This is a genomic window from Ralstonia sp. UBA689, from assembly GCF_002298975.1.
GTDB lineage: Bacteria > Pseudomonadota > Gammaproteobacteria > Burkholderiales > Burkholderiaceae > Ralstonia.
The window spans coordinates 1-21,785 of record NZ_DBMV01000026.1 but is presented as its reverse complement, the minus strand read 5'-3'; the positions used below and the strand labels follow the sequence as shown (position 1 = coordinate 21,785).

General features: G+C 65.7%; 22 protein-coding genes. 14 read left to right on the top strand and 8 right to left on the bottom strand.

The window, feature by feature from the left end; genetic code table 11:
- Positions 1-209 precede the first annotated feature (209 nt).
- Positions 210-1,148 carry a DUF2272 domain-containing protein gene (locus B4F51_RS12470; RefSeq protein WP_296225920.1) on the bottom strand — a complete coding sequence of 313 codons (939 nt, stop codon included), beginning with the start codon at positions 1,146-1,148 and terminating at the stop codon, positions 210-212.
- Positions 1,149-1,289: 141 nt separating this feature from the next.
- The gene (locus tag B4F51_RS12465; protein ID WP_004628548.1) at positions 1,290-1,568 is read right to left on the bottom strand and encodes an HU family DNA-binding protein; all 279 of its coding nucleotides are present in this window, start codon (positions 1,566-1,568) and stop codon (positions 1,290-1,292) included.
- A 625-nt stretch (positions 1,569-2,193) separates the two neighbouring features.
- Here B4F51_RS12465 and B4F51_RS12460 point away from each other — a divergent pair.
- Positions 2,194-2,733, top strand: coding sequence for an SET domain-containing protein (locus B4F51_RS12460; protein ID WP_296225917.1), 540 nt, complete (start codon positions 2,194-2,196; stop codon positions 2,731-2,733).
- 7 nt (positions 2,734-2,740) lie between these two features.
- Here B4F51_RS12460 and B4F51_RS12455 read toward each other — a convergent pair whose 3' ends face one another.
- Positions 2,741-4,411 (bottom strand): sensor histidine kinase, encoded by a 1,671-nt coding sequence (locus B4F51_RS12455; RefSeq protein ID WP_296225915.1) that lies wholly within the window; start codon positions 4,409-4,411, stop codon positions 2,741-2,743.
- A 10-nt stretch (positions 4,412-4,421) separates the two neighbouring features.
- The gene (locus tag B4F51_RS12450) at positions 4,422-5,135 is read right to left on the bottom strand and encodes a response regulator transcription factor (RefSeq protein ID WP_296225913.1); all 714 of its coding nucleotides are present in this window, start codon (positions 5,133-5,135) and stop codon (positions 4,422-4,424) included.
- An 86-nt stretch (positions 5,136-5,221) separates the two neighbouring features.
- On the opposite strand from B4F51_RS12450, the gene B4F51_RS12445 reads away from it, so the two are divergent.
- Positions 5,222-5,449: a DUF3717 domain-containing protein gene (locus B4F51_RS12445; RefSeq protein ID WP_296225973.1), complete on the top strand. Its 228-nt coding sequence runs from the start codon at positions 5,222-5,224 to the stop codon at positions 5,447-5,449.
- An 18-nt stretch (positions 5,450-5,467) separates the two neighbouring features.
- Here B4F51_RS12445 and B4F51_RS12440 read toward each other — a convergent pair whose 3' ends face one another.
- The gene (locus tag B4F51_RS12440; protein WP_296225912.1) at positions 5,468-5,773 is read right to left on the bottom strand and encodes a 4a-hydroxytetrahydrobiopterin dehydratase; all 306 of its coding nucleotides are present in this window, start codon (positions 5,771-5,773) and stop codon (positions 5,468-5,470) included.
- 47 nt (positions 5,774-5,820) lie between these two features.
- Positions 5,821-6,756 (bottom strand): phenylalanine 4-monooxygenase, encoded by a 936-nt coding sequence (gene phhA, locus B4F51_RS12435; protein WP_296225911.1) that lies wholly within the window; start codon positions 6,754-6,756, stop codon positions 5,821-5,823.
- Between the two features lie 138 nt (positions 6,757-6,894).
- Between phhA and B4F51_RS12430 the strand changes: the two genes are divergently transcribed.
- The 4 genes from B4F51_RS12430 to B4F51_RS12415 all read left to right on the top strand — a co-directional run bounded on the left by B4F51_RS12430 (position 6,895) and on the right by B4F51_RS12415 (position 10,169).
- Complete coding sequence (locus B4F51_RS12430; RefSeq protein ID WP_296225907.1) at positions 6,895-7,371, top strand: Lrp/AsnC family transcriptional regulator; 477 nt, start codon at positions 6,895-6,897, stop codon at positions 7,369-7,371.
- A gap of 78 nt (positions 7,372-7,449) precedes the next feature.
- Complete coding sequence (locus B4F51_RS12425) at positions 7,450-8,220, top strand: lysoplasmalogenase (RefSeq protein ID WP_296225905.1); 771 nt, start codon at positions 7,450-7,452, stop codon at positions 8,218-8,220.
- Between the two features lie 35 nt (positions 8,221-8,255).
- Positions 8,256-9,257, top strand: a complete 1,002-nt coding sequence (locus tag B4F51_RS12420; RefSeq protein ID WP_296225903.1) for a delta(1)-pyrroline-2-carboxylate reductase family protein — start codon at positions 8,256-8,258, stop codon at positions 9,255-9,257.
- Positions 9,258-9,449: 192 nt separating this feature from the next.
- Complete coding sequence (locus B4F51_RS12415) at positions 9,450-10,169, top strand: OmpW/AlkL family protein (protein WP_296225902.1); 720 nt, start codon at positions 9,450-9,452, stop codon at positions 10,167-10,169.
- A gap of 62 nt (positions 10,170-10,231) precedes the next feature.
- Here the strand turns inward: B4F51_RS12415 and B4F51_RS12410 are convergent, their stop codons facing one another.
- On the bottom strand, positions 10,232-10,921 hold the full coding sequence (locus tag B4F51_RS12410) for a TetR/AcrR family transcriptional regulator (RefSeq protein WP_296225900.1): 690 nt from the start codon (positions 10,919-10,921) through the stop codon (positions 10,232-10,234).
- 192 nt (positions 10,922-11,113) lie between these two features.
- Here B4F51_RS12410 and B4F51_RS12405 point away from each other — a divergent pair, with 192 nt between their 5' ends.
- Genes B4F51_RS12405 through B4F51_RS12385 form a run of 5 tightly spaced genes read left to right on the top strand, consistent with a single transcriptional unit; the run spans position 11,114 to position 17,507 of the window.
- Positions 11,114-12,304: a porin gene (locus B4F51_RS12405; RefSeq protein WP_296225898.1), complete on the top strand. Its 1,191-nt coding sequence runs from the start codon at positions 11,114-11,116 to the stop codon at positions 12,302-12,304.
- Positions 12,304-12,687, top strand: a complete 384-nt coding sequence (locus B4F51_RS12400; protein ID WP_296225897.1) for a c-type cytochrome — start codon at positions 12,304-12,306, stop codon at positions 12,685-12,687. The genes B4F51_RS12405 and B4F51_RS12400 overlap by 1 nt, the downstream gene beginning before the upstream one ends.
- Complete coding sequence (locus B4F51_RS12395; RefSeq protein WP_296225895.1) at positions 12,671-14,146, top strand: D-arabinono-1,4-lactone oxidase; 1,476 nt, start codon at positions 12,671-12,673, stop codon at positions 14,144-14,146. Before B4F51_RS12400 ends, B4F51_RS12395 begins: the two co-directional genes overlap by 17 nt.
- Positions 14,139-15,413, top strand: a complete 1,275-nt coding sequence (locus tag B4F51_RS12390; RefSeq protein ID WP_296225893.1) for an alanine racemase — start codon at positions 14,139-14,141, stop codon at positions 15,411-15,413. Before B4F51_RS12395 ends, B4F51_RS12390 begins: the two co-directional genes overlap by 8 nt.
- An 18-nt stretch (positions 15,414-15,431) precedes the next feature.
- Positions 15,432-17,507, top strand: coding sequence for a neutral/alkaline ceramidase (locus tag B4F51_RS12385; protein ID WP_296225892.1), 2,076 nt, complete (start codon positions 15,432-15,434; stop codon positions 17,505-17,507).
- Positions 17,508-17,569: 62 nt separating this feature from the next.
- On the opposite strand, the gene B4F51_RS12380 is transcribed toward B4F51_RS12385, so the two are convergent.
- The gene (locus B4F51_RS12380; RefSeq protein WP_296225890.1) at positions 17,570-17,770 is read right to left on the bottom strand and encodes a heavy-metal-associated domain-containing protein; all 201 of its coding nucleotides are present in this window, start codon (positions 17,768-17,770) and stop codon (positions 17,570-17,572) included.
- A 149-nt stretch (positions 17,771-17,919) separates the two neighbouring features.
- On the opposite strand from B4F51_RS12380, the gene B4F51_RS12375 reads away from it, so the two are divergent.
- The 3 genes from B4F51_RS12375 to B4F51_RS12365 all read left to right on the top strand — a co-directional run bounded on the left by B4F51_RS12375 (position 17,920) and on the right by B4F51_RS12365 (position 21,545).
- Positions 17,920-20,145: a heavy metal translocating P-type ATPase gene (locus B4F51_RS12375; protein ID WP_296225888.1), complete on the top strand. Its 2,226-nt coding sequence runs from the start codon at positions 17,920-17,922 to the stop codon at positions 20,143-20,145.
- Positions 20,142-20,594: a Cu(I)-responsive transcriptional regulator gene (gene cueR, locus B4F51_RS12370; protein WP_296225887.1), complete on the top strand. Its 453-nt coding sequence runs from the start codon at positions 20,142-20,144 to the stop codon at positions 20,592-20,594. Before B4F51_RS12375 ends, cueR begins: the two co-directional genes overlap by 4 nt.
- A 75-nt stretch (positions 20,595-20,669) precedes the next feature.
- Entirely contained in the window at positions 20,670-21,545 is an 876-nt protein-coding gene (locus B4F51_RS12365; protein ID WP_296225885.1) for an alpha/beta hydrolase, read from the top strand.
- The last annotated feature ends 240 nt before the right edge of the window (positions 21,546-21,785 follow it).

Sequence of the window (21,785 nt, the reverse complement as noted above, 5' to 3'; positions counted from 1 at the left end):
TCGAATCAGGAACGGTAGGAAAGGTCGATGCGGCCGACAGCACGGGGCAAGGCGGCGATTACATCTTCGTCCGCGCCAGCATCGGGAGAGAGCGAAAGCATCGTCATGACCTGTCTCCTGGTCGCAGCGCCGATCGGGTTGCCAACGCGTTAGTGATTCACATGTTAATTAAATCGCGCCGGACGTCAAACTGCGTAGCGTCTGCGCTGTCAGGGCAATTGGTTGCGCAAGACGACCAGCCATTGCATGACCGAGTTCGTGTACGGCTCCACCTGGTTCGCGTCGTTCAGCTCGATGATGCTCATCGAGGCAGACTGCTGCACATTGCCGCCAATTGCCTTGACCTCATGGCGGATCGGGTCAAGCTCGACGACGAGGTCGCAGTGCATGGGCGTCATGCCCGCATGGATCTCGGCCGGGTCGGACATGAAGCGATCGGCGCCGCGTGCGGTACAGATCAGGTCGCCGGGGCGCGGCACGGCCGGCGCACGCTCAAGCACGAAGGCGGGATGGCGAAGCAGGTGATCACGCACGTCGGTCACGTATTCGGCATGCGTAGCGCCGGTAAGGAACTGATCGTTGTGCAGACCCGCCTTGCGCATGATCCACGAGATGAACACGGCTGACCATGCCCAGGCCCCGGTGGTCAGTTGCTGGCAATTCGGTGTCTTGCCGACGATGCCCCAATAGCGCTTGGCCAGCATGCAGCCGCGTGCAGTGGCCTCGCCGCCGGTGCCGTCCGGGTAGCGCAGGCACGGCGCAGGGGCAGGTGTTGACGCAGTGATGGCTGGGTTGGGCAGCGGCGTGTCGGCGCCGGCTTCTTCATCGGACGGGGCGGGTGCCGGTTCATCGGCGGTCAGCCAGCGGCCCTGGGGCTGATCAGGAAAGCCTCCACCGGCCACGCAATACGTGTCGTCGCGACCCACGCGCACCACCTGACGCCCCCAGCGATCCCATTCTGTCAGGGCAATCTCGATCATCTTTTCGCGCGGCGTTGCGCCGGGGCGGGTCTGCACGACTTCGTTGTCGGGCAGCGGTTCGGCTTGCGGACGCGCGGGCGGCGTCGTACAGCCGGCAAACCAGAACACCGGTGCAGTCAGAACGATCGGAAGGGCAATGCGCAGAACGCGCTGGAGGGGGCGGGACATGGTTGGGGGAGGGGATGGCCTGACGAGGAGACAGGCCTTCCGACGTGGTACGCCAGCGCTGCGGGCTGGTCACGCATGCATGTGGCATGCCACGTCGTCGGCGCGCCCAGACGCACTGGTCACGCCAAGGTCGCCATCACCTTAGGCGTTGACGGCGTCCTTGAACTTTTGGCCGGCCTTGAACTTGACCGTCTTGGCAGCTTCGACCTTGATCTCTTCGCCGGTGCGCGGGTTACGGGCCATGCGCTCGGCGCGTTCACCTTGGCTGAAGGTACCAAAGCCGATCAGGCTGACCGCATCGCCCTTGCCAACGGATTCCATGATGGCTTGCAGCGTCACGTTCAGTGCCTGCTCGGCCTTGGCCTTGGTCAGACCGTCTACGCCGCTGGCGATGGCGTCGATCAGTTCAGTTTTCGTCATTGCTTGACTCCCTTCAAGAGTAGATAAAACACACATCAGAGCCTCCGGGGGATGGCTCCACGGGCGACATGATACCGGCATGCGCTTGACGCTGGCATGTGAGCTTTGTAACCGCACATGGCATGCAGGTTCCGCAAACCCGCATGGCGCTTGCTTTGCGAGGCGATCCAATCACATCGGAATCCATTCCGGCTGTTTTGGTTCGGCCTTGGTTGATGCGTTGTCGATAGGATCGACGCAGTCGAACGATGGGTTTACCTTTTTCTTTATGTATACAGATAGTAGTAGTAAATAATGCCCTTCCTTTTCTGTGGATAACTGGAAAAAGCGCTTTTTGTTCAAGCACTTGTTGCAAGCAAAACTGCTTGTACAGCGTGTGCCCCGACGTGGATGACTTGCTGGTTTTGCCGCTCTGTCCGTTGGCAGGGGTGTCACTTGTGCCCACGCCATCGACAGGGGAGCCACAGAGAGCCAACAGGCTTTGCTGGTAGTTATCCACAGCGGCAGGCTAGGTTATCCACATTCGCCCGATGGCAAGGCGGTGCGGCACGTGTTGAGGTGCCATGCTTTTGGTGTAGGCTCACGGCTTCGCTGATCGACGTTCCCTGTTTGACTTCCGACGCCCATGACACGCCTGTATCCTGACGCCAAACCCGTTCTGGCCGACCTGTCGCCCGCACCGGAGGCGCTGGCCAAATTGCGCCGCCGCGATCGCATCGAGGTGCGGGAGTCGGGCGTGCACGGACGCGGCGTGTATGCCGTCGCGCCGATTGCCAAGGGCAAGAAGATCATCGAGTACAAGGGGGAGCACATCTCGTGGAAGGAGGCGCTGCGCCGCCATCCGCATGACCCGACTGACCCTAACCACACGTTCTACTTCAGCCTGGAAGACGGCAGCGTGATCGACGCCAAGTACGGCGGCAATCGCGCGCGCTGGATCAACCACGCCTGCAAGCCGAACTGCGAGGCGCGCGAGCAAGACGGCCGTGTGTTCATCCACGCGCTGCGCGACATTGAACCCGGCGAAGAGTTGTTCTACGACTACGGCTTGGTGATCGAAGGCAAGCAGACTAAGGCGCTCAAGGAACAGTTCGCATGCCGTTGCGGCGCGAAGAAATGTCGTGGCACGATGTTGGCACCGCCCGAGAAGCAAAAGAAGAAGTGACGCCGTCTCAGGCGAGGCTGTCCGTCAGCGGCAGCCGCAACACGAAGCGCATCACGCGACTGCCGTCGCGCGCGACAGCATCGTCGATGGCGACGGTGCCACCGTGCAGGCGCACGATGTCGTGCACGATGGCCAGACCCAAGCCACTGCCCTGCGGTTGACCGGGCCGGTGGTCCGCATCGCCGCGGAAGAAGCGCTGGAAGACTTCGCTGCGGCGCTCAGGCGGAATGCCGGGGCCATTGTCCTCCACACTCACCACGCCCCACCAGCGCGAGGCTGCATCGGCCTCCATACCGGCGCGCAACGTGACGCGCCCGCCTGAGGGCACGTATTTGATGGCGTTATCGAGCAGGTTGTTGATGGCTTCGCGCAGCAGCACGGCGTTGGCCAGCACCGGCGCCTGCAATGAGCCTGGCGAGGTCGCCTCCTGCGGCCAGGCCTCGAAGCCGATATCCAGGCCATGTGCCAGAGCGCGTGGCACCCACTCCGCGCCAGTATCTAAGGCAAGCGATATGAGATCGACCCGCATAGGTGGCCCCAGTTGATCGAGCGTCATGCCCGGTTCGGCACGGGCCAGCGTCAGCAACTGGTTGGACAGGCGGATCGCCCGGTTGGCGCCCGCCTGCAGTTCCAGCAAGGCAGGGCGGGCGTCTTCCAATGTTGTTGCCTCCACTGCGCGATCGGCGTGCAGCTTCAGTGCGGTCAACGGGGTGCGCAACTGGTGCGCGGCATCGGCGATAAAGGTGCGCTGGGCTTCGAGCGCATCGCGCAAGCGGGCGAGCAACGCATTCATCGCGTTGATGAGCGGCTGCAGCTCGGCAGGCACGCGTTGTGCGGATTCGGCGGGCAAGGGCGTCACGGACTGTGCACTCTGCTTGTTGAGCGTGTCGGCCAGTGTCTGCAGCGGTTGCAGTTCTTCCTTGAGCACCAGCGACAGAATCAACCCGCCGATGGCCAGCAGCACGATCAGTGGAATCGATACGGAGAGCAAGACTTCCTTGGCCGCTGCATCGCGGTGGTCGAGCAGTTCGGCCACCTCCACGACGATGCCCTCTTCGGGTTGTACCGCATCGGGCGGGGTGAGGGGATTGGCGGCAGCGGCGGTCTGCGCCTGGGTCGGAGCCAGCGCCGGGCGTGTGACGTCGTCTTCAGGTTCGGGGGGAAGAGGCTGGCGCGGCGAGCGCGGCTTGGGCACATCTGCGCTCACGCCCGGCACCAGCAGGTGCACCGCGCGCACCTGCTTGCCGTCGACCCAGCTATAGAACACGCGTGCCTCGCCGATGCGCACCTGGCCTGAGCCGTAGCCGAGCAACGTGTCGCGGCCCGCCAGCGTACCGTTGGAGCCGGCGATGCGCCAGTAGATCCGGTCTTCGCCGCTGTGCTGCACGAGTGTCTGCGCGGACAGCGTAATGTCATACAGCTTGGCAGCACTGACGTGCGGACCGGCCAGTCGCATCTGCTCGGCCAGCGTATTGGCCACACCCACCAGCGCACGGTCGAACACCTGCGTGGTGTAGTGCGACGCCAGCCAGTACGACAGTGCACCGGTGCCCACTACCAGCCCGAACAGCGGCGTGGCCAGCGCGCGCAGCAGGTGCAGGCGCAGGCTGACGGCACCGTTGGCGGACGCTTCCGCCGCTGGCGCACCCGAGGCAGCGGGGCGGTGGCGCTTGAACATGTCGGGTGGGTTACGCCGTGGCGCCGCGCGCCTGCAGCAGATAACCGAAGCCGCGCACTGTGACGATTTCCGCCTCGGAGTGCTCGATCTTGCGGCGCACGCGGTGTACGTAGACTTCAATGGCCGTGTCGCCCACCACGTCGTGGCTGGCCTCGCCGATGGCGTGGCCGAAGCTGGCAAGGTGCTCCTGCAATTGCACCTTGCTCACCACGCGGCCTTGACGCAGCATCAGCAGCTCCAGCACGGCAAATTCGCGCGGCGATAACTCTAGTGGCGCCGCATCGACGAAGATACGCCGCTCGACCCCGCTCATGCGCAGCCGGCCGACCAGGATATCGGGGCGTGCAACGGGTTCGTCCGGCGCACCGCGCCTGCGCAGCAGCGCTTGCACGCGGGCCACCAGTTCGAGCATTTCGAATGGTTTGAGCAGGTAATCATCCGCGCCGGCATTCAGGCCGTTCACCTTGTCGAGCAGGCTATCGCGCGCGGTCAGGATCAACACCGGCGTGGCACGGTCACGCGCGCGGAACTGCGAGAGCAGCGTCATGCCGTCGATGCCCGGCAGACCCAGGTCCAGGATCACCAGATCGAACGTCTGCTTGGCAAGCTGTTCCGATGCAAACACGCCATCGTGCACGATATGCACACGGTGCCCGGCGTGCGTGAGCCCGGCATGGATGCCGCTGGCAATGGCGCGGTCGTCTTCAATCAGCAGGATGCGCATGGCGTGCGGCCCTTCAATCGGGATCAGGTAGGGGGAGGATGGGAAACGGGCAATCCGTACGGATGATGCAGCGCTACAATGCGCGGATGACCGATGCCCTGCTCACCATCACCGACCTGGAGGCCGCCATCAATTACTGGCGGGCCCTTTCGCCCTCCGAGGGTGAGGAATTGCGACTGTGTGCCGAGGCGTCGGCGTTGGCCAAGCCGTATGCGCTGATGATTGTACAAGGCGCCACCCGCATTGCCCCTGAGCAACTGGGCGACAAGGCGCGGGCGGCGTATGAGGCGTGGCGTTCAGCCGTAGGGAGCTGAGCGCCAGCGTCGGAGACGTTATTTAGCGCCGGTGCTCTTCGCGGCCTGCTCGATGAAGCGCGCGAGATCGGCGTCACGGTGCGTGAGGCCGTTTGCATCGTGCGTGGACAGCGTGATGTCCACGCGATTCCACACGTTGAACCACTCCGGGTGGTGATTCATCTGCTCGGCCTTGAGCGCCACACGCGTCATGAAGCCGAACGCGGCGTTGAAGTCAGCAAAGGTGAAGGTTTTGTGGATGGCGTCGCGGCCGCTCTGCAACTGCCAGCCGGGCAACTCGGCAAACAGGGCCTTGCGTTGGTCTTCGTTGAGGGTCGGCATCATGGTTTCGCGTGAATAGCTTGGATCGATGGGCGCAGTATAGCCAGCGCTCAGATATCTGCCGTGTCCGCCCAACCCTCGCGGTTGCCCACGTTGAGCACTGTGTCGCCATCCATCACATCGCCGGCGCCGAAGGTCGGCAGCGCGGCGAGTTCTTCGTAAAGCGATGTGAAGTCCGGGCGCGTGGCGTCAAACAACTGCTCGAAGCTGTCGATCGTGAAATAGGTTTTCTGGAAGGTGTCGATGCGGTAGCGCGTGCGCATGATGCGGCGCACATCAAAGCCGATGCGGTTCGGGCTGGCCGAATCCAGGGCGTACACCGATTCGCTCTTGCTCGACACAATGCCCGCGCCGTAGATGCGCAGACCGGCCGGCGTGCGGATCAGGCCGAACTCCACCGTGTACCAATATAGGCGCGCCAGCATGTCGAGCGCACCCAGACGCGCCGCCTTCAGGCCGCCCTGGCCGTAGGCCTGCATGTAGTCGGCAAAGATCGGGTTAATCAGCAGCGGAACGTGGCCGAAGATGTCGTGAAAGCAGTCCGGCTCCTGCAGGTAGTCGAGCTGGTCCGGGCGGCGCATCCACCAGCTTGCCGGGAAACGGCGATTGGCCAGGTGATCGAAGAACACTTCGTCCGGTACCAGGCCCGGCACGGCAACGATCTGCCAGCCAGTGGCGCGCATCAATGTTTCGTTGAGCTGGTCGAACGACGGCACGCGCTCGCGGCTCATGCCCAGCGTCGACAGGCCTTGCAGAAACTCATCGCACACGCGGCCCGGCAGCAGCGCTTCCTGGCGGTCGTACAGCGTGCGCCAGGTGGCATGGTCGGCGGCGGTGTAGCGGTGCACCGGTTGTTCCATTGTGAAGTCCGCGCGCAGCGTCTGGCCGTCCAGGCCTTCGGCAAATTGTTCGCGCAGTTTGTCAGTCAGGGTGCCGGTAAAGCCGGCCGGTGCGGGGGAGGGCGCCGCCGTGGTTGCAATGGCCATACGAAGTCTCGTTGAGATGCAATCGGAATGCGGCGAGTGTAGGGGCGAGGCCACGCGGATTGGCCGCAAAACCATCGCCCATTGCACGTTGTTTGCTGGTTTCGTGCAAAATTAACGGCATCAACGCAGGAGATGTGCATGATTTCCCTGGATACCTTCGATCTGGCTCTGTTGGCGGAGCTCCAGCGCGATGGTCGCGCGACCCATCAGCAGCTCTCGGAGCAGGTGCACCTGTCGGCCAGCCAGGTCGGGCGGCGCCTGGCCCGGCTGGAATCGGAGGGGGTGATCGAAGGGTATCGGGTGGTACTCTCGCCGACCGGGCTGGGGCTGGGCGTGACGGTGTTCGCCAGCGTCAAGCTTGCCCACCATGGCGACGCCATCGTCGAGCGCTTTCGCGAAGAGATCATGCTGCTCGACGCGGTGCAGGAGTGCTACTCGGTGGCCGGCGATGCCGACTATATGTTGCGCGTCGTGGTGCCCGACCTGCCGGCGCTGTCCGAATTTGTCATGCGCAAACTCATGCGCGTGCCGGGTGTGGACAACGTGCGTTCCAATATCGTGCTGACGGCGCTGAAGCGGGATGGCGCGTTACCGCTATCCCACCTTGGTGGGTAGGCGTTTGAGCGTTGGGCGCCTTGCGCCTGGGTGGCTGACGTGTCACGCTGCACACGTACTGGAAGGGGGAAGGCAACGATGGTTGAAGGACACACCACGCATCCGGCGCATGCGCCGGCTCATCGTGTGGGCGGCTACGGCATGCCGGCACGGGTTCGCGCGTGGTGGGTGGCCGCTGCGGTGGCAGGCGTCACCTACGGCGGCATGCTGACCATGGTGGCCGTGGACGTGCCGCCGGGCACGCCGCTGGCCGGGCGCATCGTCGCGCAGCCGCTGTGGAAGATGCTGATGGCGATGCTGCTGGCACGCGCCGCCACACTGCACGAGGTGCCGCGCGAGCGCCGCTGGCTGGTCGGCGCCATGCTGTTCTCCGCGCTGGGTGATCTATGGCTCGCGTTGCCGGCCTGGAAGTTCTCGTTCATCGCGGGCCTGGGCTGTTTCCTGCTGGCCCATCTCTGCTACCTGCGCGTGCTGGTGGGGTTGCGCGGAGCATCGTCGCCCATCCGGCTGATCGGGGTGGGGGTCATGATCGGCGTGGCCATCGGCATGCTGGTCTGGTATTGGCCAGGCCTGGGTGAGATGACGGGGCCGGTCATCGTTTACATGATCGTGCTGTCGTCGATGGTGTGCGCGGCCTTGCTGGCCCGCTTGCCGGGGCCCCTGACCGCCTGGGGGGCCATCGCCTTTGCCGTGTCTGACGCGATGATCGGCATCGGTGTCTTCGTCTTCCCGTTCACCGACCATGAACTGGCGATCTGGTGGAGCTACGCCGCCGCCCAGCTTCTCATCAGCGCCGGGTTGCTTACGCGCCGCGCGCCGCTACCGCCGCGCCGGGTCGTTCCGGCGTAAGCCCGTCTTCGTTGTCTTCTGCCGCAGGAGCCCCGATGTTGCAGACCCTCGACGCCGCCGCGACGGCGGCCCGACTGCCGTACGCCGCGCTGGCCGATGCTATCGCCCAGGTGCTGCGCGATGCGCGCGCCGGCCGGGCCCAGGCACCCGCGCGGCTGGTGATGCCGGTGCCCGGCCCGGGCAGCCTGTTGCTGATGCCGGCGGCCAATGCCGACATCGCCATCACCAAGATGATCACCGTGCATCCGCACAACCCGGCGCGCGGCCTGCCGGCTATCCATGGCGAGGTGGTGGTGATGGATGCTGCCACCGGCGTGCGGCGCCTGCTGCTCGATGGCCCCACCGTCACCGCGCACCGCACGGCGGCCGTGTCGTTGCTGGCCGCGCGCCTGCTGGCGCCGGAGCCGTCGGGCGATCTGTTGCTGATCGGTGCCGGGGCGCAGGCGAAGGCGCATCTGGAGGCTTTCCGCTTCGGACTCGGCACGCGGCGCGTGACCATCATTGCGCGCACGGCCGGCAGTGCGGAGGCGCTCGCCGCGCATGCGCGCAAGCTTGGGCTGGACGCCACCGCGCTGGCCGGAGGAGATGCGGCTGGCGTGGCGGAGGCCGCCCGCACGGTGCTGCCCCAGACACCGCTGGTTGTTACCGCCACGCCGTCGGCGCTGCCGGTGCTGCCTGATCTGGCCGAGCCGGGCCACCCTGCCGGCTATGCCTGGAGGCCGCAGCACTTCATTGCGGCGGTTGGGGCGTTCCGGCCCGACATGGCCGAGTTGCCCCCGCGCCTGTGCGTGCAGGCTGCAGCCGCCGACCGCCTCTATGCCGACACCCTGGTCGATCTGGAGGTTGAGGCCGGCGATCTGCTGCAGGCCGGTGTGCCGTGGTCGCGTGTGCGGCCGCTACAACAGTGCGTGGATGCGACGCCGGATGCGCTTATGAAGGCGGTGCCGGTCTTGCCCGTGGTGTTCAAGAGTGTCGGCAGCGCCTTGTGGGATCTGGCGGCGTGCGTGCTGGCGCTTTCACGGGACCAGTCTGTTTAAAAAACCGGCACCCGGCGAGAAAGCCCGTTGGAAGCCAGTTTTTCATGGTGCTTATAACAGGAAACCTCTAGAAAAAGGGTTCTAGCCAAGGCAATCACACGGGATAATGGCCGTCCCTCCGCCTGGGAGGAGACTTTGAACGCACCGGTATCGTTTGCGCCGGGGGCGTTTCTCACAGGAGCACAGATAGAGATGGCCTATAAAAAAGCACTGGCGGCCGCCGCCGGGATGATCCTCGCCACCGCCGCGCACGCACAGGCTGCCGGCAGCAACATCGTCAGCGCCGGCTGGTTCCGCGTCATGCCGAACAGCTCGAGCGACCCGCTGCTGGTCAAGAGCGTCGGCGGTATGCCCGTCAACCAATCGCAGTCGGGTACCGGCGCCAAGATCAAGGATGCCGATACCCTCGGCCTCGCCTTCACGCATTTCTTCACCGACAACTTTGCCGTGGAACTGGTGGGCGGCATCCCGCCGCGCCACAAGATCGAAGGCACGGGCTTGCTCTCGGGCTACGGTGAGATCGGTTCGGCCAAGCAATGGAGCCCGGCCGTGCTGGCCAAGTGGTACTTTCTGGATGCAGACAGCAAGTTCCGTCCGTACGTTGGTGCGGGCCTGAACTACACCTGGTTCTCCAACGCGAAGATCACGAACAGCGCCTTCCAGACGAAGCTGGCTGGGCCGGGCAGCACCAGCGACGTGTCGACTGACAGCTCGCTCAACCCGGTGCTGAACATCGGCGCGACCTACGCCATCACCAAGGACTGGTTTGTCGGCTTGTCGGTGTCTTACCTGCCGCTCAAGACGACCGCGACAATCGATTCCACGACGGCTACGGGTGTTCACGTCGTGAGCGAAGCGAAGATCAAGATCAATCCGGTCGTGACCTTCCTGAGCGTCGGCTACCGCTTCTAAGCCGGTTCGGCCAAACAGAAAGGCGTGCCACTGCGGCACGCCTTTTTTGTTGCCTGCAAGGTTCAGCTTGCAGAGATCGCCTTCACGCCCGCCTCCGTTTGCGGCCCCGGAAATCGCTGCAGCAGGCCCAGCAACAGCACGTCGATCATCAATTCCAGATGTGGGCCCGCGTCGATGCGCGGAATCCACGGATCGTCGCCCGTGGCGATGCGCAGCGAGGTCATGCCGTGCAAGCCTTCCCACAGCAGTTGCGTGATGAGGTGCAGGCCGTCTTCGTCGGCGTGGATAAAGCCTTCGGTGGCCAGCTCGGTGGCCATGCCGTAGACGAAGCAATACGGGTCTTTGTCTGGGTTGCCGTATTCGAGCGTTGAAGTCTCGACCGGAGCGGCCGGGCGCTGCTCCATGAACACCAGCGCGTATTGCACAGGGTGCTTGAGGCCGTAGCCGACGTAGGCGCGGGCCACCCGGCGCACGCGTTCAAGCGCGTTGTCGCCCTCGGCCGCCGCCTGCTGCATGAGCTTGTTGAGCTTGAGCAGGTCTTCGTCCATGGCCTGGGCGATCAGCGTGGCTTTGTCTCCAAACAGGGCGTAGACCACGGTGGTCGAGAACCCCGCTTCTTCCGCCACCTTGCGCATCGTCAGTTCACGCGCGCCACCGCGCAGCACGAGCTTGCGCACCACTTTGAGGATGTCCCGGCGCCGCTGGTCGAGCTCGCGCTGCTTGCGCTCGTGCAGGTTGCTGCTGCTGGCCATGTGTTTGAAGCCTGTCTCCCAATCGTGGGCCGATTTTAACCTGCCGATTGCGCCCGCAGGCCGGACAAGGGCGATCCGCCGTGTTTGAAACACATGCATCTCAGGGTGATCCCTGATTCAAGAACGTCGTTTTCTGAACAGAATTGCGTTACTAAAAAAAACAACGTTATTTCCACAGAGGAGAAGACCACCGTGAAGAGGACGACGCAGATTGCCTGCATGGCGCTGCCGCTGGTTGCGGGCAGCGCCTGGGCGCAGAGTTCGGTGCAGTTGTACGGGCTGGTGGATGCAGGCATCCGTTATGAGACGCATGGCGTGACGTATGGTGACGACGGCACGCCCATCGCCACCGGCTCCAAGCTCGGCATGACCAAGGGCGGCGGCATGACCGAGAGCTACTGGGGCATCAAGGGCCAGGAGCAGATCGGCAGTGGCCTCAAAGGGCTGTTCCAGTTGGAGAGCCACTTTGATCCGTCCAGCGGCCGGACATGGCCCAAGGGCGCTGCGGAGTTCTTCCAGATTGCGTATGTGGGCGTGGAATCGTCGTCGCTCGGGCAACTCACGCTGGGCCGCCAGTACAACGTGGTGATGGAGGGCGTCACCCTGGTCTACGGCTCCAACCTGTGGGCCGGCGGCGATCAGGATCAGTACGCCAACCTCTTCAAGCCCGAGCACACCATGATGGCGGGCAGCAAGACCAACAACATGGTCCACTACGGCGCGCAGTTGGGCGACGTGGTGGTGCTGGCGCAGTACGCGCTGGGTGAACGGGCCGGTGCGGCCAGCCAGGGCAGCCAGTTCGGGGCATCGGTGGCGTACATACCGGAGGCGGGGCCGGCCAAGTTGGGCGCATCGTTCCTGCGTACCAAGGACGATTTCACCAACGCCACCTTCAACGTCTACACCGCCGGCGGGCAACTGGCGTTCGGTGGCCTGACCATCAACGCCGGGTATATCGAGAACCGGCGCAGCAACAGCTTTACCTCGTTCGCTGCCGGGCCGTTCAGCCCGACCGACCTGGCGGGGCTGGGCATCATCTCCGCCGATCAGACGGTCGACCCGACGCTGCCCGGCGGTTTCAGCAAGCGGCGCATGACCTTCGGCGGCGTGAGCTATCGCATCTCGCCGGCCGTGACGGTGGCGGCCAATGCGTGGTTCACGCGCCAGTCGGGCTACACGCAGGACTTCGATGGCTCGGCCAACCAATACCAACTGGTGGCCGGCTACTTCCTCTCCAAACGCACGATGCTTTACGCCGAGGTCGACTACGCGCATTACAAGGGCGGCCTGGTCGGCGCGCAACTCGTCGGGCTGAATGCGCAGAGCCCCACGATCGCGAGTTCGCAGATCGGCACCATGATCGGCATGCGGCATACGTTCTGATGACACGACACACGCTTTCTCTCTGGATTGCCGCGCTTGCCCTGGCGGGTTGCGGCAGCAGTGCGCCGCCCACGCCGGATGCGGCCTCGCTGCAGCGCGCGGAGACGCTGCGGCCCGCCAGCGCCGCGCTCGCCGCGCAATACGAACGCTCGTGCATGGCGTGCCATGCGGCGGCCGGCAGCGGCGCGCCTCTCACCGGATCGACGACACAGTGGCAGCCACGCCTGGCGCAGGGCATGGACACGCTGGTGCGGCACGCCACAGAGGGTTTCAACGCCATGCCCGCCAAAGGGCTGTGCAGCGACTGCACGCAGGCCGATCTGCGGGCGCTCATCGGTTTCATGATTTACGGCAAGGACCACGCTCATGCCTCAACTGACTGAAGAAGTGCCTCCGGTGTCGAGGCAACAGCGGCGCGCCGCGCTCAAAGCCGGGGCGGGCGCCATCGCCGCCCTGGCGCTGGCAGGACGCGGCTCGATTGCGCAGGCGGTGGAGAGCGTCGCCGCACCGGCAAACGCCCCGACCGATACCGCACCGCCGGCCGCCCCCGCCGCAGATGCAGGCCGCCAAGCCTGGCAGAACTGGTCCGGCATCCACACGTGCCGGCCGACTGCCATCGCCACACCGGCAGATGAGACCGAACTGGCGACGGTGTTGCGCGGTACGGCGCCCGGCGTGCGTTGCGTGGGCTCCGGGCATTCCTTCACGGCGCTTGTGCCAACCGATACGACGCTGGTGTCCCTCGACCGCATGTCGGGCATCGTGTCGGCGGACAAGGCCACCGGCACCGTCACGCTGCAGGCAGGCACGCGCCTGGCACTGCTCTCGCGTTTGCTCGACGCGCAAGGGCTGGCCATGCGCAACCTGCCCGACATCGACGTGCAGTCGTTCGCTGGGGCCATCGCCACTGGCACGCACGGCACCGGGCAGAACCTGCCGGCGCTGCATGCGGATGTGATCGGCCTGCGGCTGATGACGCCCGATGGCAACGTGCTCGACTGCAGCGAGCGCGACAACCCCGACCTGCTGGCCGCCGCGCGCGTGTCGCTGGGCGCGCTGGGTGTGGTCACGCAGATCACGCTGCGCACGGTGCCCGCCTACAACCTGCATCGGCGCGTGTTCCTCAAACCGGTCGAGGCGATGCTGGAAGAAGCGCCTGCGCTGGCCGAGCAGCATCGCAACTTCGAGTTCTACTACCTGCCGTTCACCGGCTATGCCGCCGGCATCGTGCACGACGTCTATGAAGGTGACGACGTGCTGACGCCGCAGCCCGCCGACGAGGCCATGCTGCGCGACCTGCGGCGCCTGCGTGACTGGCTCGGCCACTTCCCAAAGCTGCGGCGCTGGACTGCACAACGCTTCATCGATGCCGACCAGACCGAGGAAGCCAAGAACCGCTCGTGGAAACTCCTGTCGACGCAGCGCCCGACCCGCTTCAATGAAACCGAATGCCACGTGCCGCGCAATGTCGGCATCGATTGCGTGCGCGAGGTGATCGCCGCGCTGGAGAAGCGCGACGACGTGTACTTCCCCCTCGAATTCCGTTTCGTGAAGGCCGATGACGCCTGGCTGAGCCCATTCCACCAACGCGACAGTTGCTCGATCGCCGTGCATGCCGCCCAGGGCGAGCCCTACGACTACCTGTTGTCGGAAATCGGCCCGATCTATCGCAAGTACGAGGGCCGCCCGCACTGGGGCAAGCTGCACGATGTCGGCCCTGAACAGCTTGCGGCGCTGTATCCGCGTTGGAGCGATTTCCTTGCCTTGCGTGGCCAGCTCGACCCGGAAGGCAAGATGCTCAATCCGTATCTGCGCACACTGTTCGGAGTGGACCATGGCTAACCGGCGGCGGTTTCTCCTGGCAGCGGGTGTGGCCGCAGTCGGCGGCGCGATGGCGCTGCGGCCGGGCGATCACGGCGGGCCGCATGCGCCGTACTTCGCGGGGTTGTCGACAGCGCTGGCGCGAGCCGGAATCGGCGTGCCGGTGATGGTGATCGACCGCACCCGCATGCTCGCCAACGCGGCGCAGGTCGTGCGCAACATCGGCGGAAAGATGGCGCTGCGGCTGGTGGCCAAGTCGCTGGCGTCGCTGCCGCTGCTCGATGAGCTGATGCAGCTCACGCAGACGCGCCGGCTGATGGTGTTCAACCTGCCGTATCTGCAACTGCTGGCCGAGCAGCGCGCCGACACCGATCTGTTGCTCGGCAAGCCGATGCCCGCACGTGCCGCGCAGGCGTTCTATGCGCAGTTCAAGGGCGGGGCCTTTGACCCGGCGCGGCAACTGCAATGGCTGGTCGATACGCCCGAGCGTCTGGCCGAGTACCGCGAGCTGGCACGCGCCGGGCACCATCCGGTGCGCGTGAACATCGAGATCGACGTCGGCCTGCATCGCGGCGGCGTGCGCGAAGACCGCGTCATGGCCGACATGCTCAACATGATCGCCGCGGAGCCGCTGCTGGTGTTCGGCGGGTTGATGGGCTACGACCCGCATCTGGTGAAGATTCCTGATTTGCCAGGCGCGCGCGCAGGGGCCGAGCGCGATGCAAAGGCGATCTACACGCGCTTTCGCGACATGGCGCTGCGCACGCTCAAGCCGGCCGCGCCCGAAGCACTGGTCTTCAACGCTGCGGGCTCGCCCACGTATCGCATGCATGACGGCAGCGGGGCGGCCAACGAAGTGTCGGTCGGCTCGGCGATGGTTAAGCCGAGCGATTTCGATACGCCCTTGCTGGACGACCTGCAGCCCGCCGCCTTCATCGCCACGCCGGTGCTGAAGTCCGGCAGCTTCTTGCTGCCCGACGGCGCGGAGGCCATCGGCCGACTTGCCACTGCGTGGGACGTCAACCAGCGCCACGGTTATTTCATCTATGGCGGCAACTGGCTGGCCGATCCGGTGTCGCCGCTGGGGCTGTCGGCCAGCGGGCTGTACGGCAACTCGTCCAATCAGCAGGTGCTGGTGGGTTCCGGCGCGCAGGGCCTGCGGCCGGACGACTTTGTTTTCTTGCGCCCGCGCCAGAGCGAAGCGGTGCTGCAGCAATTCGGCGAGCTCATCGTCGTGGAGGAGGGCAACACACTGCACCGCTGGCCGGTGATGCCCGCGATGCCCTAACCCGAGTCGGAGGCCATCATGATCGATCGCAGGACATGGAAGCATGGGGCGGCGCTGTCGGCCGCGTTGCTGGTGTTGAGCGCATGTGGTGATGATGGCGGGGGCGCGGCTCCGGCCGTGGCGGCCACGCGTTCGGTGCAGGGCGTGGCCCAGGCGGCTTCGGCTTCGGCCTACAACATCGGCACGGGCATCAGCGACATTACGGGCGAGGCCGCCGAGGCCGGGATGTTCGGCTATGCGAAGCTGGATCAGCAGACCAGCGGCATCCACCAGCGCCAGCGGGCCCGCGCGTTCGTCATTGAAGATCCGGCCAGCGGGCGGCGCGTGGCGATTGCCGTCACCGACACGGGGGCCGTCACGCAGGGCGTGCAGCAGGCGGTGCTGGCGCGGCTGAAGGCGCGGTACGGAGCGCTGTACACCGATGCCAACGTCCTGCTTACGGCCACGCACACACATGCGGGGCCGGGCGGTTTCTCGCACTACGCGCTGTACAACCTGAACAGCTACGGCTATCTGCCCCAGACCTTTGCCGCCATCGTCGACGGCATCGTCGAGGCCATCGCACAGGCGCACGACGACCTGCAGCCAGGCGAGATCGGCTTCAACCAGGGCGAGCTGCATGACGCCAGCCGCAACCGGTCTGCGCCGGCGTTCCGTGCGAATCCGGCAGCGGACCGGGCCGCGTTTCCCGAAGAGATCGATCCGCTGGTGACGCAACTGACCTTCCGCCGCGCAGGTCAGGCGGTGGGCGTGCTGAACCTGTTTGCCACGCACGGCACCAGTATGACCAACACCAACACGCTCATCAGCGGAGACAACAAGGGCTATGCGGCCTATCACTTCGAGCACGATGCGATGGGCGTGCGGTACCTGGAGGGCAAGGGGTTCGTGGCCGTGTTCGCGCAAACCAACGCGGGCGACATGACGCCCAACCTGAATCTCAAGCCGGGCAGCGGGCCGACCGAGAATGAGTTCGACAACACGCGCATCATCGGCGAGCGCCAGTTCGGCGTGGCACGCGCGCTGCTCGACGCGCCGTCGAGTCTGCTGGCGGGCGGGCTGGATGTTCGGCAGCGCTATGTCGAGATGGGCAACGTGACCGTGGAGCCCGCTTATACCGGCGACGGCCAGCGGCACACCACCTGCGCCGCGGCGATCGGCACGACGATGGCGGCCGGCAGCACGGAAGACGGCCCCGGCCCGGGTGTGGCGCAAGAGGGGCAGAGCAACCCGTTTCTGGCGGCGCTCGGCGGCCTCGTGTTCCCCATACCCGATGACCTGCGCACGTGTCAGGCGCCCAAGGAACTGTTCGTGCCCACCGGTGTGATGCGGCCGGTCCCCTGGACACCGCCCGTGCTGCCGGTGCAGTTGGTGCGCATCGGCCCGTTGTATCTGGCTGCGGTGCCTGCAGAGTTGACCATCATGTCCGGCTATCGCATCCGTCGTCAGCTTGCCCGCACGCTCGGTACCGATATCCACAACGTGCTCGCCGTCGGCTACGCGAACGCCTATTCGCAATACGTGACCACGCCGGAGGAATATGACGTGCAGGACTATGAGGGCGGCAGCACGCTGTTCGGCAAATGGACGCAGCCGGCCTACATGCAGGCGCTGGACCGGCTGGCGCAGGACATGGCGCAGGGTCGCCCGACACTGAACACGCTCACACCCGCAGACCTGAGCCGGCAGCAGATGACCTTCCAGACGGGCGTGGTGATGGACGCACCGCCACCGTTCCGCCAGTTCGGCGACGTGAAGACCGACGCAGCCGCCCGCTACACGTCAGGCCAGACTGTGACGGTGGTGTTCGTGACCGGCCACCCCAAGAACAACCTGCACCGCAACGACACCTTCGTGAAGGTGCAGCGTCTGGTGGATGGTGCATGGAAGACGGTGGCGGTGGACGGCGACTGGTCGACGCAATACCGCTGGAAGCGCGACTTCGGGGCCGAGTCCGATGCGCAGATTAGCTGGGCGATTCCGCCCGGCACGCCGGCCGGCACGTACCGCATCGTGCATCAGGGCGATGCGAAGAACCTGCTGGGCGCCATCACACCCTTTACGGGCGCATCACGGTCGTTCGAGGTGAACTGAGGAAAAGGGAGAAGGGCAGGGAGGGCAGGGCGGCGCGGCGGCCGCCCGCCTTGCATATATCTTTAGGCGACAGCCTTGACCGGATAGCCGGCCTGCTCGATGGCCGCCTTGACGGCATCGGTGCTGGCGCCGCTGCTGACGGCCACGGTCTGCTTGGACAAATCCACCTGCACGCTGGCGGCGGCATCGACCTGCTGCACGGCGCGGGTGACTGCGGCAACACAATGACCGCAGCTCATACCTTCAACGGAAAACGTCGTCATGGTTCGGGCTCCTGAAAAGAAGGGAAAAGGACACACGGCAGCAGTATGAACCTTCCCATCATGGGAAGCGCAAGCGTAAGATGAAGGCTTGACCTTGCCAAGATGGGAAGGTCTAGGCTGATGCCATCTTCCTCAAAACGGACGCTTTCATGACTGCCGCCAGCCTTGCCGACGCCGACATCGCCCCCGCCTCACTTGACCTCGATATCAGCGGGATGACCTGCGCCGCCTGCGCGGGCCGGGTCGAACGCGCCCTGCGCGCCGTGCCGGGCGTGACCGAGGCGAGCGTGAACCTCGCCACCGAGCGCGCCCGCGTGCACGGCGGCGCAAGCGCGGATGCGCTGGTCGCAGCGATCACGGCCGCCGGCTACGAAGCCCAAGTCGCTTCAGATGAGACCGCCCCCGCCGCCGCGGCCGAACCCGATTTCTGGGATGGCGCCGGCCCCGTGTGGATTGCCGCCGCACTGTCGGTGCCGCTGGTGCTGCCGATGGTGGCCGCCTGGCTCGGCATCGGCTGGATGCTGCCCGCCTGGGTGCAATGGCTGCTGGCGACGCCGGTGCAGTTCGTGATCGGCGCGCGTTTCTACAAGGCCGGCTGGAAGGCGCTGCGTGCGGGGGCCGGCAACATGGATTTGCTGGTCGCGCTCGGCACATCGGCGGCGTACGGTTTGTCGCTGTGGCTGTGGTGGCGCGCGGGCGGTGATGAGATGCCGCATCTCTATTTCGAGAGCGCCGCCGTGGTCATCACGCTGGTGCGCCTGGGCAAGTGGCTGGAGGTGCGTGCCAAGCGCCAGAGCGCGCAGGCCATCCGCGCATTGCAGGCGCTGCGCCCCGATACCGCCCGCGTGCGCGGCGCCGATGGCACGTTGCGCGATGTGGCCGTCGCCCGGGTGCGGGTGGGCGACGTGGTGTCGGTGCGCGCAGGCGAGCGCATTCCCGTCGACGCGGTCGTGCTGGAAGGCGCCAGCCACGTCGATGAATCCATGCTGACCGGCGAAAGCCTGCCCGTGCCCAAGCACGAAGGCGATCGCGTGACCGCCGGCGCCATCGCCACGGATGGCGTGCTGCTGGTGCGCACCATGGCCATCGGCGCAGACACGATGCTCTCGCGCATCATCCGCCTGGTTGAAGACGCGCAGGCCGCCAAGCCGCCGATTCAGCAACTGGTCGATCGTGTGAGCGCGATCTTCGTGCCGGCCGTGCTGGTGGCGGCGTTGCTCACGCTGGCCGGCTGGGCGATTGCCGGAGCGGGGTGGGAAACCGCCATCGTCAACGCGGTGGCCGTGCTGGTGATCGCCTGCCCTTGCGCGCTGGGGCTCGCCACGCCGTCGGCCATCATGGCAGGCACCGGTGCCGGGGCGCGGCGCGGCATCCTGATTGCCGACGCGCAGGCGCTGGAGCGCGCGCAGCAGGTGGATTTCGTCGTGTTCGACAAGACGGGCACGCTCACTATCGGGCAGCCGCGTGTGACGGCCGTGGAAGCCGCGCCCGGTGTTGACGCCGATGTGCTACTCGATCAGCTTGCCGCGCTGCAGGCTGAGAACACGCACCCGCTGGCACATGCCACGCGTGAGTACGTTGTCGAGCAGGGCCGCACCATCACGCCTGCGCAAATGCCCGAAGTGTTGGCCGGCCGCGGCACGCGTGGCATCGTGAAGGGGGCATCGCTGCAACTCGGCAATGCGCGCTGGATGGATGAGCTGGGGCTCGACCGCAGCGCATTGCAGGCGCGTGCGGTGGCATTGGAAGCGCAGGGCAACACCGTCTCGTGGCTTGCCCAGAGCGGCGAGGGCGGCGTGCAATTGCGCGGCCTGATCGCTTTTGGCGATGCGCTCAAGCCCGGCGCCAAGGAGGCGGTGGCCGAACTGCGCCGTCGCGGTGTGCGCACTGCGCTCGTCACCGGCGACAACGCAGGCGCAGCACGCAGCGTGGCCGAGGCACTCGGCATCGACGAAGTGGCCGCACAGGTGTTGCCGCAAGACAAGGCCGCGCGCGTGACAGCCTGGCAGCAGGGTGGCCGCGTGGTGGCGATGGTCGGCGACGGCATCAACGATGCCCCTGCATTGGCCGCCGCCGATGTCGGCATCGCCATGGCCACCGGCACGGACGTCGCGATGCAGGCGGCCGGCATCACGCTCATGCGCGGGGAACCTCGCCTCGTGAGCGACGCGCTGGACCTCTCGCGCCGCACCGTCGCCAAGATCCGTCAGAACCTTTTCTGGGCCTTCATTTACAACGTGGTGGGCATTCCGCTGGCGGCCTTCGGGTTGCTCAACCCCACCTTTGCCGGCGCGGCGATGGCGTTCTCCAGCGTGAGCGTCGTCACCAATGCGCTAATGCTGCGCCGCTGGCAAGCCACTGGAGACCGGGCATGACCCGCACCGGCGTCAACGAGACCCAAGGCCCCGTCAACATTGGCGAGGCTGCGAAGGCCAGCGGCGTGTCCGCCAAGATGATCCGCTACTACGAGAGCATTGGCCTGCTGCCACCCAGCCCGCGCACCGAGGGCAACTACCGCATGTACGACGCGCGGGCGCTGCACGTGCTGCGCTTTATCCACAGGTCGCGCTCGCTGGGGTTCGCGCTGGAGGAGATCCGCACGCTGCTCTCGCTGTGGCACGACCGCGAGCGCGCCAGCGCCGACGTGAAGGCCGTCACGCTGCGCCACGTGGCCGACCTCGACGCGCGCATCCGCGAGCTGCAAGGCATGCGCGACACGCTGATGACGCTGGCCAACGCGTGCCACGGCGACGACCGGCCCGATTGCCCGATCCTCGAAGGCGTGGCCGGCGAGACCGAAGGCAAGGGCGCCTGCTGCCACTGAGAGAACCCTCCATTGCCTTCCCTTGCGGCAAGGGGCGTCTATGCCACAATCTGGCAACCCAACGAGGAGACGCCCATGACGCAAGCCCCGGCCCAGGCTACGGCCCTTCAAGCGCAGGAAACCCGCCAGCGCATGAAGGACAGCACCGAACTGCTGGTTCGCACGTGGCTGCCCGCGCCCGAGGCTGGCGCACCGCGCGGCACCGTCATCCTCGTGCACGGCATGGCCGAGCACAGCGGGCGCTACCCGCATGTGGCCAAGGTGCTCACCGACCTGGGCCTGCGCGTGCGGGCATTCGACCTGCGCGGCCACGGCAAGAGCGGCGGCCCGCGCATGGCGCTCGATGCGCAAGACAATTACCTCACCGACCTTGCTGAAATCGTCGATGCTGCCGTCGCGGAATGGCATGAGATGCCCTTCGTGCTCGGGCACAGCATGGGCGGGCTGATCGTTGCGCGCTTCACGACCGCGCGTATCCGGCCGGTGCGCGGCGTGCTGCTGTCATCGCCCGCGCTGCGCGTGAAGCTGCCCCCCGGAACGGGCATCGTGCGGGGTATTCTCTCCGCCATCGCGCCTCGGCTGCCGGTGCCCAATCCGGTGGACCCGACCAAGCTGTCGCACGATCCGAGCATCGCTCCCGCCTATCGGGCGGACCCGCTGGTGCAGAGCACGATCAGTGCTTCCCTGCTGGAATTCATGCTCAATGCGATCACCCAGACGCAGCAGGATGCGCCGCGTCTGGAGGCGCCGATGCTGCTGATGGCGGGTGGGTCGGATTCGATTGTGGATCCATCTGGCAGTCGGGATTTTTATGCGAATGCGCCGGAAGATTTGCGCACGCTCGCCTGGTTCGACAGCGGCTATCACGAGATATTCAATGAGGCCGAGCCGTTGCGCAGTGAGGTGTTTGGGAAGATGACGGCGTGGTTGGCTGCTCGAATTGGTGTTTAAGAGCAGGCCGCTCAGTTGCGTCCGGAGTCGAGGCAAATGAGCGGCACAATGAGTTGCTGTTTTCTATCAAAGATTTCTCACTAAATCGTCCTGCTTGCATACCTTCGTCGTAAGTCTCGTGATGCGACTATATGCGTAGAACGGGGTCTGCGGTAGCGATGGTATGGATGAGTTGTCAAGGGTTGCGACTTCGTAGGTAGTCGGCCCTGAACAATTCTCCCAGTCCTTGCAGGGCAAGGC

Excerpts from the sequence above, each read along its gene's own strand:
- B4F51_RS12450 (WP_296225913.1), bottom strand. The coding sequence starts at position 5,135 with ATGCGCATCCTGCTGATTGAAGACGACCGCGCCATTGCCAGCGGCATC.
- B4F51_RS12415 (WP_296225902.1), top strand. The coding sequence starts at position 9,450 with ATGGCCTATAAAAAAGCACTGGCGGCCGCCGCCGGGATGATCCTCGCC.
- phhA (WP_296225911.1), bottom strand. The coding sequence starts at position 6,756 with ATGGCCATTGCAACCACGGCGGCGCCCTCCCCCGCACCGGCCGGCTTT.
- B4F51_RS12375 (WP_296225888.1), top strand. The coding sequence starts at position 17,920 with ATGACTGCCGCCAGCCTTGCCGACGCCGACATCGCCCCCGCCTCACTT.
- B4F51_RS12440 (WP_296225912.1), bottom strand. The coding sequence starts at position 5,773 with ATGATGCCGACCCTCAACGAAGACCAACGCAAGGCCCTGTTTGCCGAG.
- B4F51_RS12470 (WP_296225920.1), bottom strand. The coding sequence starts at position 1,148 with ATGTCCCGCCCCCTCCAGCGCGTTCTGCGCATTGCCCTTCCGATCGTT.
- B4F51_RS12400 (WP_296225897.1), top strand. The coding sequence starts at position 12,304 with ATGACACGACACACGCTTTCTCTCTGGATTGCCGCGCTTGCCCTGGCG.
- B4F51_RS12460 (WP_296225917.1), top strand. The coding sequence starts at position 2,194 with ATGACACGCCTGTATCCTGACGCCAAACCCGTTCTGGCCGACCTGTCG.
- B4F51_RS12420 (WP_296225903.1), top strand. The coding sequence starts at position 8,256 with ATGTTGCAGACCCTCGACGCCGCCGCGACGGCGGCCCGACTGCCGTAC.
- cueR (WP_296225887.1), top strand. The coding sequence starts at position 20,142 with ATGACCCGCACCGGCGTCAACGAGACCCAAGGCCCCGTCAACATTGGC.
- B4F51_RS12410 (WP_296225900.1), bottom strand. The coding sequence starts at position 10,921 with ATGGCCAGCAGCAGCAACCTGCACGAGCGCAAGCAGCGCGAGCTCGAC.
- B4F51_RS12455 (WP_296225915.1), bottom strand. The coding sequence starts at position 4,411 with ATGTTCAAGCGCCACCGCCCCGCTGCCTCGGGTGCGCCAGCGGCGGAA.
- B4F51_RS12395 (WP_296225895.1), top strand. The coding sequence starts at position 12,671 with ATGCCTCAACTGACTGAAGAAGTGCCTCCGGTGTCGAGGCAACAGCGG.
- B4F51_RS12465 (WP_004628548.1), bottom strand. The coding sequence starts at position 1,568 with ATGACGAAAACTGAACTGATCGACGCCATCGCCAGCGGCGTAGACGGT.
- B4F51_RS12445 (WP_296225973.1), top strand. The coding sequence starts at position 5,222 with ATGACCGATGCCCTGCTCACCATCACCGACCTGGAGGCCGCCATCAAT.
- B4F51_RS12385 (WP_296225892.1), top strand. The coding sequence starts at position 15,432 with ATGATCGATCGCAGGACATGGAAGCATGGGGCGGCGCTGTCGGCCGCG.
- B4F51_RS12425 (WP_296225905.1), top strand. The coding sequence starts at position 7,450 with ATGGTTGAAGGACACACCACGCATCCGGCGCATGCGCCGGCTCATCGT.
- B4F51_RS12365 (WP_296225885.1), top strand. The coding sequence starts at position 20,670 with ATGACGCAAGCCCCGGCCCAGGCTACGGCCCTTCAAGCGCAGGAAACC.
- B4F51_RS12390 (WP_296225893.1), top strand. The coding sequence starts at position 14,139 with ATGGCTAACCGGCGGCGGTTTCTCCTGGCAGCGGGTGTGGCCGCAGTC.
- B4F51_RS12380 (WP_296225890.1), bottom strand. The coding sequence starts at position 17,770 with ATGACGACGTTTTCCGTTGAAGGTATGAGCTGCGGTCATTGTGTTGCC.
- B4F51_RS12430 (WP_296225907.1), top strand. The coding sequence starts at position 6,895 with ATGATTTCCCTGGATACCTTCGATCTGGCTCTGTTGGCGGAGCTCCAG.